The organism is Parafrankia sp. FMc2 (genome assembly GCF_041008525.1).
Classification (GTDB): domain Bacteria; phylum Actinomycetota; class Actinomycetes; order Frankiales; family Frankiaceae; genus Parafrankia.
In genome coordinates, this window is record NZ_JBFLUG010000199.1 from 1 (window position 1) to 10,247 (window position 10,247).

Here is a 10,247-nt window from a genome sequence, read left to right on the forward strand (position 1 = left end):
ACCCACCCTGCCGGGAGAACTCCACAAAACCCACCGGCGTCGACATCACCGTCACCCCACCCACCAACCCCAGCGAACACTCCCCCACCCGCAACGACCGCACCGCCAGATGCAACGCCACCAACGACGACGAACACGCCGTATCCACCGTCACCGCCGGACCCGCCAGACCGAGGGTGTAGGAGATCCGCCCGGACATCACACTGTTCGCGGTCCCGGTCGCCAGATATCCCTCGGTGCGCTCCGGCTCGTGCGCCAGCAGGGAGACGTAGTCGTGAATGTTGGCGCCGACAAAGACCCCCGCGTCACTGCCCCGCAGTGACGTCGGGTCGATATTGGCCCGCTCCAACGCCTCCCACGACACCTCCAGCAACAGACGCTGCTGCGGATCCATCGCCAACGCCTCCCGCGGCGACACCCCGAAGAACTCGGCGTCGAAGTCGGCGGCGTCGTACAGAAAACCGCCCGACCGCACGTACGACCGGCCAGGGTGACCCGGCACCGGATCGAAAAGGCCCTCCACATCCCAACCGCGGTCCACCGGAAAACCGGACACCGCGTCCACACCCTCGACCGCCACCCGCCACAGATCCCCCGGCGACCCCACGCCACCGGGAAAACGGCATCCCATACCCACGATCACCACCGGATCGTCCGTCGCCGCGGGCAGGGCGACGGGCGTCGCGGTCGCAGCTTTCGCGCCAACGGGGGCGGTGGCGCCGGGCAGCTCGTCCTGGAGGTAGGCGGCGAGGGCGGCCGGGGTGGGGTGGTCGTAGACGACGGTGGTGGGTATCCGCAGCCCGGTCCGCTCCGCCAGGCGGGTGCGCAGCTGGACGGCGGTGAGCGAGGTCGAGCCGAGCTCGCTGAGCGTGCGGTCCGCGGGGACCTGGTCCGCGGAGTCGTAGCCGAGGATGGCCGCGGTCTCCGAGCGGACGACGTCCAGCAGCTGCCGCCGCCAGTCGGCGTCGGACGTCCCGGCGGGCCGACCGAGAAGCTCCGGCGCGCCGCCCACTGCCGCGCCGCCCGCACCAGGCGCGGCGGCAGCGCCGCCCGCCGACGCGATGGCGGGCGGCGGGTTCAGGGCGGCGTCGGCCTCGGGGAGGTCGGCGAGCAGCGGGCTGGGGCGGGCGGCGGTGAAGGTCGGCGCGAACCGCTCCCAGTCGACGTCCGCCACCGTCAGGCAGCCGGCGGTGCCACCCGCCCGCTCCAACGCGGCGACCGCGGGGCCCGGGGGCAGCGGGATCAGCCCGCGGTCGCGGAGGTGGCCGGCGACCGTCGGGTCGACGGCCATGCCGCCCTCCGCCCACGGACCCCAGGCCAGCGCGGACGCCGCCAGCCCCCGCGCCGCGCGGCGCACCGCCACCGCGTCGAGGTAGGCGTTGCCCGCGCTGTAGGCGCACTGGCCGCCGCTGCCCCACGTGGAGGCGATGGAGGAGAACAGCACGAACGCGTCGAGCTCCCGGTCGCCGAGCAGCTCGTCGAGGTTGCGGGCACCGGCGACCTTGCCGGAGAGCACGTCGGCGAACGTGGCGACGTCGACGTCACGCAGCGCCGTGAACTCTCCGGCGACGCCGGCCGCATGCACCACGGCGGTGAGCGGGCAGTCCGCCGGGACGCCCGCGAGCACGGCGGCGAGCGCGTCCCGGTCCGCCGCGTCGCAGGCGACCACGGTGGCCTCGGCGCCCCGCCGGGCCAGGTCCGCCACCAGTTCGGGCGCGCCGGGCGCCGCCGCGCCGCGCCGGCCCGTCAGGACGAGGCGCGTGGCACCCCGGTCGGCACACCAGCGGGCCACGGCTGCGCCCAGTGCCCCCGTCCCGCCGGTGATCAGCACGGTGCCGCGGGGGCGCCAGGCGTCACCCTCCGCGTGGTCGTCGGGCCGGGCGCGGGTGAGCCGCCGCGCGAAGACGCCCGAGGCGCGGATCGCGACCTGGTCCTCGCCGGAGGTGCCCGCCAGCACCGCGACGAGCCGGCGGGCTGCCGCCTCGTCGGGGTCGGCGGGCAGATCCACCAGGCCGCCCCAGGCGCGCGGCAGCTCCAGCGCGGCGACCCGTCCCAGGCCCCACACCTGTGCCTGGACCGGGCCGACCGGGCCAGCCGCCGCACCCCCGTCTCCTGGGCCCTCAGCGCTGCCGGGGCCGTCGGCAGCGGGCACCGCGCCGCGCGTCGCGCACCACAGCGGGGCCGCGACACCGGCGTCGCCGAGTGCCTGCAGCAGCACGAGAGTGGCCGCGAGCCCACGCGCAAGCGCCGGATGATCGGACCGCTCGCGCTCGTCGAGAGCCACCAGGGAAAGCACACCGGCGAGCGGGACGTCGCCGCCGGCCACCTCGGCGAGGCGAGCGGCCAGCGAGGCGCGGTCGACGCCGGCGGCGTCCGGGTCGAGCGTCAGGACCGCGGCGACCTGGCCGCCACCACTCTCGATCCCGCGCACGCACCAGTCGACGAGATCACCGTGGACGGGTTCGCCGGGAACAACCAGGAGCCACCGGCCGAGCGGCGTGTCCGCGGCCGGCAGCGCCACCGGCCGCCACAGCACCCGGTACCGCCAGCCGGCGAGGGCCTCCTGGTCACGGCGGCCCGCGCGCCACGCCGCGAGCGCGGGCAGGGCGGTGCGCAGGGCGGCGTCCGGGTCGACGTCGACGACCTCGGTGAGGTCGCCGCGGTCCACCGCGTCCCAGAAGGCCGCGTCGACGGCCCGGCTCGCCTCGCCCGCCTGCCCGCCGACACCCGGGGCGCCCGGCGCTCCCGGGGCACCCGGCCCGCGCGCCGCACCCGAAGCGCTGTTCAGCCGTGGCGCGGCGGGCAGGATGTCACCCAGCCAGAAGCGCCGGTGTTCGAAGGGGTAGGTCGGCAGATCCACCCGGCGGGCACCGGTGCCGGCGAAGTACGCCGACCAGTCGACGGCCACACCGCAGACACCCAGCTGGGCGAGGGCGCGGGCCAGGGCCGGCTCCTCGGCGGAGTCGCGGCGCAGGGTCGGGACGAAGGCGGCGCCGGCGTCGTCCGGCAGGCACTCCTGCCCCATGCCGGTGAGCGCCGCGTCCGGGCCGAGCTCGAGGAACGTCCGCACGCCCCGCTCGTGGAGGCGGTCGACACCGTCCCGGAACCGCACCGCGGACCGGACCTGGCGGACCCAGTACTCGGCGGAGCACAGTTCGTCGGCGGTGACGATCTCCCCGGTGAGGTTGGAGACGATGGGGATCGTCGGGGGCCGCAGGCCCAGCCCGTCGACGACGGCCCGGAAGGACGTGAGCATCCCGTCCATGTGCGCCGAGTGGAACGCGTGCGAGACCTGCAGCCGGGTCGCCTTCCCGCCCTGCGCCCGCCACCGCCGCGCGATCTCCAGGACGGGCTCCGCGTCCCCGGAGATGACCACCGAGGCCGGCCCGTTCACGGCGGCGACATCCACCTGACCCGCGCCGGTCCACGCGGCGATCAGGTCGAGTGCCTGCTCCTCGGACGCCCGCAACGCGACCATCGCGCCGCCGCCGGGCATGGCCTGCATCAGCCGGCCGCGGGCGGCCACCAGCGTGCAGGCGTCGTCCAGCGTGAGAACACCGGCGACGTGTGCGGCGGCCAGCTCGCCGATCGAATGGCCGAGCAGGAAGTCCGGCTGTACGCCCCAGGAGCCGAGCAGTTCGAAGAGCGCCACTTCCAGCGCGAACAGCCCCGGCTGGGTGAACTCGGTCCGGTCCAGCGCCGCATCTGACGGGCGACCTGCCTCGATGTCGGTGACCGAGTCGTCGGTGACGACCGAGTCGTCGGTGACCGAGCCGCCGGGGGGGTCCTCCGCGGCTTGGGCGCCGAAGACGACCTCACGCAGTGGTCGGGTGAGGTGCCGGTCGAAGCCGGCGCACACGGCGTCGAACGCGGCGGCGAACACCGGGAAGCGGGCGTGCAGCTGCCGGCCCATGCCCAGGCGCTGCGCCCCCTGGCCGGTGAACAGGAACGCGAGACGGTCGGTGTGCTGCCCGGGGCGCGCCGTGCCACGGATCAGCGCGGCCGACGACGCGCCGCGGGTCAGCGCCTCGAGGCCGCGCAGCATGCCGTCGCGGTCCGCGGCGACGACAGCGGCACGGTGCTCGAGGGTCGCCCGGCCCGTCGCGAGGGACCAGCCGACGTCCACCAGGCTCGGCTGCGGCTCGCCCGTCACCCGGGCCAGCAGCCGGGCGGCCTGCTCCCGCAGCGCCGACTCCGACCTGGCCGAGAGCAACCACGGCAGCCAGGACGAGGACGGCCCGGTCGGTACAGGTATCACGGGCGTCACGGGGGGCACGGGTCTCACGCCTGGTGCGCTCGGGGCGTCCGAGGTGGTCGGGGCTGGCGGTGGTTCCTCCAGGATGACGTGGGCGTTGGTGCCGCTGACCCCGAAGGCGGAGACGCCGGCGCGGCGCACCCGGGAGCCGTCCGGCTGCCAGGCGACCGGCTCGGTCAGCAGGCGCACCAGACCGGCCGACCAGTCGACGCGGGAGGACGGGGCGTCCACGTGCAGGGTGCGCGGGAGCTGGCCGTGCCGCAGGGCCAGCACCATTTTGATCACCCCGCCGACGCCGGCGGCGGCGACGGTGTGCCCGACGTTCGACTTGAGCGAGCCCAGCCACAGCGGCCGGTCGGCCGGCCGGTCCTGCCCGTAGGCGGCGAGGAGCGCCTGCGCCTCGATCGGGTCGCCGAGCCGGGTCCCGGTGCCGTGCGCCTCCACGACGTCCACGTCGGACGGTGTGACACCGGCGCTGGCCAGGGCCGCCCGGATCACCCGCTGCTGCGCCGGCCCGCTGGGCGCGGTCAGCCCGTTGGACGCCCCGTCCGAGTTCACCGCGCTGCCGCGGACGACGGCGAGCACCGTGTGACCGCGGCGGCGGGCGTCCGACAGCCGTTCCAGCACCACCACCGCGGCGCCTTCGGCCCAGCCAGTGCCGTCCGCCGCCTGCGCGAAGGACTTGCAGCGGCCGTCGGGCGCCAGGCCCTGCTGGCGACTGAACTCCACGAGGACGTCGATCGTCGCCATCACGGTCGCGCCGCCGGCGAGGGCCAGCGTGCACTCGCCGGCGCGCAGCGCCTGCGCCGCCAGGTGCAGGGCCGTCAGCGACGACGAGCAGGCGGTGTCGACGGTGATCGCCGGCCCTTCGAGGCCGAGGGTATAGGCGACCCGGCCGGAGGCGACGCTGGGCAGCGTCCCGCTCATCAGATGGCCTTCGACGCTGGCCGGAGCGTCCCGCCAGGGCGGGCTGTAGTCGGCGACGGCGATGCCGGTGAACACCCCGGTCGGGCTGCCGCGCAGCGAGAACGGGTCGATGCCCGCGCGTTCGAGCGCCTCCCAGGAGACCTCCAGCAGCAGCCGCTGCTGCGGGTCCATCGCGAGCGCCTCGCGGGGCGCGATCCCGAAGAACGCCGCGTCGAAACCGGCGGCGTCGTCGAGGAAGCCGCCCTGGCTGGTGTAGAACGTGCCCGGCCGGCTCGGGTCGGGGTCGAAACTGCCGACGATGTCCCAGCCGCGGTCGGTGGGCAGGTCGACGACGGCGTCGCGCCCGTCGGCGACCAGTTCCCACAGATCCTCGGGCCCGCGGACACCGCCCGGGAACCGGCACGCCATCGACACGATCACGACAGGGTCGTCCGCGGCGCTCCCGCCCGGACGGGCTTCCGCACCAGGCCCGTCGGGACCGGCCTGGTCGGACCTGAGCGACCGTAGGATCCGCTCCCGGAGATAGCCCGCGAGACGTTCCGGGGACGGATGGTCGAACAGCAGCGTGGCGGGCAGTTCCAGACCCAGCTCGGCGCCGAGTGCGTCCCGGAAGCCGGCGGTGTTCCCGCCGCCGAGCCCCAGCCGGCGGAACGGAACCTGCGGGTCGAAGGCAGCCGGCTGCTCACCTGCCGCAACCGGGCCACGGACGGCGGCCTGCGCACCGACAGCCCGGCCGACCTCACGGCGCAGCAGATCCAGCAGGATCCGGCGCTGTTCGGCCTCCGCCAGCCCGAGGAACATCTCCCGCCAGGTGGAACCGTGCTGTCCAGCCAACGTTTCTCCCAGGATGGAGGTCCGGCGCATGGAGGCAGGCTTAACCGCCGAAATCAGGTGCCGAGAAACAGGATTCAGCCCGATGACAGAAACCACGACGCGATCAGGTCGGACCTGATATGCGGTTCGCCCAGCCGGGCATTGGCCCGACAGACGGATCCACGCCACCCGGAAATCAGAACGTCATGATCAGGGATGGCCGATCAGGATCGCCTCGATCCGGGCCAGCAGCAGCATTCCCGTGGCCGCCCTCTCCCGCGACGCTCCGCCACGCCGTCGATCATGCGACGGCACCACTCACGAGAAGGCCGGACGAAGCAGTACGGCGCATCCCAGGGCGCGCCGATCAGGGGGCCTGGCTGCCTGAGAACAGCTGCAGCCCGGCAGGCGCCAGGCCCCTGTCACCATAAGACTCTCGAGATTCTGAACCCATACACAGGACTCAACCCACGACACCGTCAGGTGACGTGGATCCCCGCCCCGCGGACCCACCCCTGCTTCCAGTCCCCCGCGTCGCGCTACCTGACCCGATCAGTTGGATGGACATCCCAGTCCACAGTCCAATCGTTTCCGAGAACAGTCACACCGCGTACATAGTCAGCCCGCGCGGCGTCAGCCCGCGCGGCAACGCGGACCCTGAGCAAGAAGGCACCCAGAGGATAGGCACAGGCCGATGAACTCCGCAAGCACGTTCGCGCTTTGTTTCGCGCCCGGCCATCGCGCGGACGGGAACCCGGCGACCGGTTCGAGGCCCACCGAACGCGTCCCGGATCCAGCCGGAAACACCCCTGACCTGGGTAGCAGCGGTACCTGGGTAGCAGCGGACCGCCAGAGCGCCCGGCCCACGAGGCGCGCAGCCGGCGGGACGCCCGCCAGATCCGCATCCGCCGATCGTCATCCGCACCGGACCATCGTCATCCGCTCCGAACCACCCGGGCCCGGGCCGCCGCCACCGCACGGGCCACGACGTCCGCCGGGTCAGCCGCGACGACCACGCCATCGATCTGCCGCTCAGCCACCCGCACCGGCGACCAGTCGAGGCCGAACACCGCCACCCCCCTGCGCTTCGCCAGCAGCGCCTCGATGAGGGTGCCCTCGTTACTGCCGATCGCCACGATCGCGTCGGACGAGTCGACGACCATCTCGTTACGCTTCTGACCGACGCCCGCACAGACCGCGACGCTCAGGTATCGGTTGCCCTCGGCGCGGTCGTGGCCGGGAAGGACGCCGACACAGGTGCCACCCGCCTCACGCACCCCTCGCGCGACGCCCTCCATCACCCCGCCGAGGCCGCCGCACACCACCTGCCCACCCGCCCGGGCCAGCAGGGCCCCCACCTGGCGCGCGAGGTCGTACTGGGTTGAGGTCACGTCGCCAGCCCCAGGACCGATGACACCGACCTGAACGAGGATGGCGCGTTCCGACTCGGGGTGGATCACCGATGCTCCTTCTCCCGGACGTCCTGGTGGACCGGACGGTACGACCGCGGGGCCTCGCGATCGCCTCGACCTGTCCTGATCGGCGGAACCACCCCGGTTGTCCGGCTTACCGGCCGCTACCCAGCCAACACTCTGCAGCCGATCAGGCATCGACCGTAATAGTCGACCGGGCCCGCAGCAGGCCAGCTCGGACCTGTCAGGGATCACCCCCTGCCCCAACCACTGCCGCAGGCAAGAACGCTCTCGATGCTCAGCCGACCACAACCGGCGTCACCGATGTGCATCCGTTCCCGGCCCATTGATGAGATCCGCAGGTTCCGCTTCCCGATACTTCCCGAGTCCGTCCGGATGCTGTCGGAGCCGCAGTTCTTCGCGGAGTTCGGCGACGGCCTGCTCTCGCCCCGAGGCGGACACGAAGCAGTGGCTGCTGAGCTGCCCGCGGTTCCACCTGCACTTCACCCCGACCTCGCCGTCATGGATGAATCTGGTCGAACGCCGGCTCGCTGAACCCACCCGCCGGAAACTCCGCCCTTCGACGCACCGGTCCGTCGTCGAAGTCGAAGCCGACAACCGAAAGTGGATCAACGTGTGAAACAAGGACCAGAGGCCGTTCGTCTGAACGAAGACCGCCGACCAGATCCTCGAAACCGTCGCCGCCTACTACGAACGAACTAACGACTCAGGACATTGGGCGGTGATGTGGGTCATCGCTCGCCACAGATCGTCCGGTACACGGAACATCCATGACTCTTAGCGCATACAGTTCCGAAGGTGAGCGATGCCGCCGGAATCGAGACAGATGCCGATGCGCAACAAGAGGTTCCTCTCCGGCGCAACGAGGGCTTCCGTATGCTGTGGATCGGCCAGCTGCTCTCCGATACCGGCTCAGGGATCGGCCTGCTCGCCTACCCGCTGCTTATCCTGGCGTTGACCCACTCGGCGGTGCTCGCCGGGGTGGTGGGGACGTCGCGGGCCATCGCCCTGCTGTGCCTGCAGCTGCCCGCCGGGGCGCTCTCCGACCGGTTCGACCGGCGGCGGGCGATGATCATTTGCGACATCATGCGCGCGGTCCTGCTGGCCCTGCTCGGCATCCTGATCGTGACCGGTCTCGCGTCCTGGCCGGTCGTCCTGGTCGTGTGCCTGATCGAGGGAGGCGCGGGCGCCATCTTCAACCCGGCGGCTGCCGCGGCACTGCCGGGGATCGTGCCGGACCGGCAACTGGAGCAGGCGGCGGCCGCCACCGAGGCCAGAACCTACACCGCCGCCCTGGCCGGCCCGGCGCTCGGCGGGGCTCTTTTCGGGCTGGGCCAGGCCGTCCCGTTCCTCGCCAATGCCGTCTCCTACGTTGTCTCGTTCGGCACGGTGAACAGGATCCGGGGGGAGTTCCGCCCGGAGAACGCGGCCGAGCGCAAGGCGTTGTGGCGCGAGGTGGCCGATGGCCTGCGGTTCGTCTGGCAGGTGCCGATCCTGCGCGCGGTAGCGATAACGGCACCCCTGATGAACTTCGCCTTCACCGGCGTGATCTTCACCGTCACGCTCGCGCTGCGTCACGCCGGTACCTCCACCGCGGTGCTCGGCCTGGTGCAGGCGACCATCGCGGGCGGCGGGCTGCTCGGCGCCATAGTGGCACCCCGGCTGCAGGGTCGCATGCGCCTCGGGGCCCTGGCCACCACGATCACCCTGGCCGGGGCCCTGCTGTTCGGCGCTGCGGCACCGCTCCTCCCGTCGCCGCTGGTGGCGGCGCCGATCGCCCTGGCGCTGCTGCTCGCGCCGGCCGTGAACGCCGCGCTGTTCGCCGTGACGCTCCGCAGCGCACCGGCGGAGATGCGTGGCCGGGTCATCAACACCGTGGTCATGGCGACCACCGCGCTGGCCGCGCTGGCGCCGCTGACCGCCGGGCTGCTTGTCCAGCACGTGTCCGGCGCCTGGGCGGTGGGCGCCTTCGCCGCCACGGCCGCCGCCGCGGCAGTGCTGTGCCTGATCCTGCCAGGATTGCGGCATGCCACATGAGCCGCCACGAATGAAGATTTCGGCAAGGACGACGTAAAATCTAACTACCCGATCTCGCGCTAGCGGGCCGTGCACCGGGCGGAAGCTCTTCGTAGGAGAGAGTCGCGGCCCGCAACGGCGTCCGATCGGCGTCAGTAGTCAGCAAAAGGATGGCATCTTTTTCATCGATCGTTACCTTCGTCGTGCTCCTCGGCGTCCCGTCGGGCCAGATGACCGAGACCTCGACCTGACCAACAGGAACGCCGCTCAGCAGGAAGTCGCCGTTGGCGGCCACGGCTGCTTCCCTGCCGTCGACCACGACGAGAGTTCTGAATGGCGGATCCTCGCTCGGACACGGCGCGTTCGGCGGGCTGGAGACGCACGACGCGTCGAGAACCGCCCTGAGGCTGCCACCCAGCTCGATCCGGCCAAGGTCTGAAGCCTGGATTGGCGTTGCCCGGTTCCCCACGCGGAGCGACGATCAGGCATCGACGGCCTCGGGGGCGCGGGCGACGAGATCCCACAGCTCGTCGGTGGACAGCGACGCCAGCCAGCTCTCCCCGCCGCCGACGACCGTCCGGGCCAGCGCGGCCTTGTCGACGAGGATCCGGTCGAGCGGATGAAGGTCGTCCCGATCAACGGGGCGCCGTGAGGAAACGTGCCTCAAACACAGGTGGGGGCTGCTCCCGGCCCAAGCCAGAAACAGCCCCCACCAAAAGAAGTCCGGCGGCGTCCTACTCTCCCACGCGGTACCCCGCGCAGTACCATCGGCGCTGAAGGGCTTAGCTACCGGGTTCGGAATG

The 10,247-nt window shown here is 72.5% G+C and carries 4 protein-coding genes, 1 rRNA gene and 1 pseudogene; 2 read left to right on the top strand and 4 right to left on the bottom strand.

All coding sequences use genetic code 11. The features are described 5' to 3' along the window. Together AB1460_RS33490 and AB1460_RS33495 are read right to left on the bottom strand one after the other, a co-directional pair. Window positions 1-6,016 (bottom strand): type I polyketide synthase (locus tag AB1460_RS33490; protein ID WP_368966260.1); only part of this gene is annotated, 6,016 nt, incomplete at its 3' end. Window positions 6,017-6,930: 914 nt separating this feature from the next. Continuing rightward, on the bottom strand, window positions 6,931-7,455 hold the full coding sequence (locus AB1460_RS33495) for a TIGR00725 family protein (protein ID WP_368966261.1): 525 nt from the start codon (window positions 7,453-7,455) through the stop codon (window positions 6,931-6,933). A gap of 415 nt (window positions 7,456-7,870) precedes the next feature. Between AB1460_RS33495 and AB1460_RS33500 the strand changes: the two are divergent. Together AB1460_RS33500 and AB1460_RS33505 are read left to right on the top strand one after the other, a co-directional pair. Further along, a pseudogene (locus AB1460_RS33500) lies at window positions 7,871-8,143 on the top strand (IS630 family transposase); the annotation flags it as partial. Window positions 8,144-8,226: 83 nt separating this feature from the next. Beyond that, entirely contained in the window at window positions 8,227-9,465 is a 1,239-nt protein-coding gene (locus tag AB1460_RS33505; RefSeq protein ID WP_368966262.1) for an MFS transporter, read from the top strand. Between the two features lie 460 nt (window positions 9,466-9,925). On the opposite strand, the gene AB1460_RS33510 is transcribed toward AB1460_RS33505, so the two are convergent. Together AB1460_RS33510 and rrf are read right to left on the bottom strand one after the other, a co-directional pair. Continuing rightward, on the bottom strand, window positions 9,926-10,111 hold the full coding sequence (locus AB1460_RS33510) for a hypothetical protein (protein ID WP_368966264.1): 186 nt from the start codon (window positions 10,109-10,111) through the stop codon (window positions 9,926-9,928). Window positions 10,112-10,165: 54 nt separating this feature from the next. Then, window positions 10,166-10,247, bottom strand: a 5S ribosomal RNA gene (gene rrf / locus AB1460_RS33515); the annotation flags it as partial.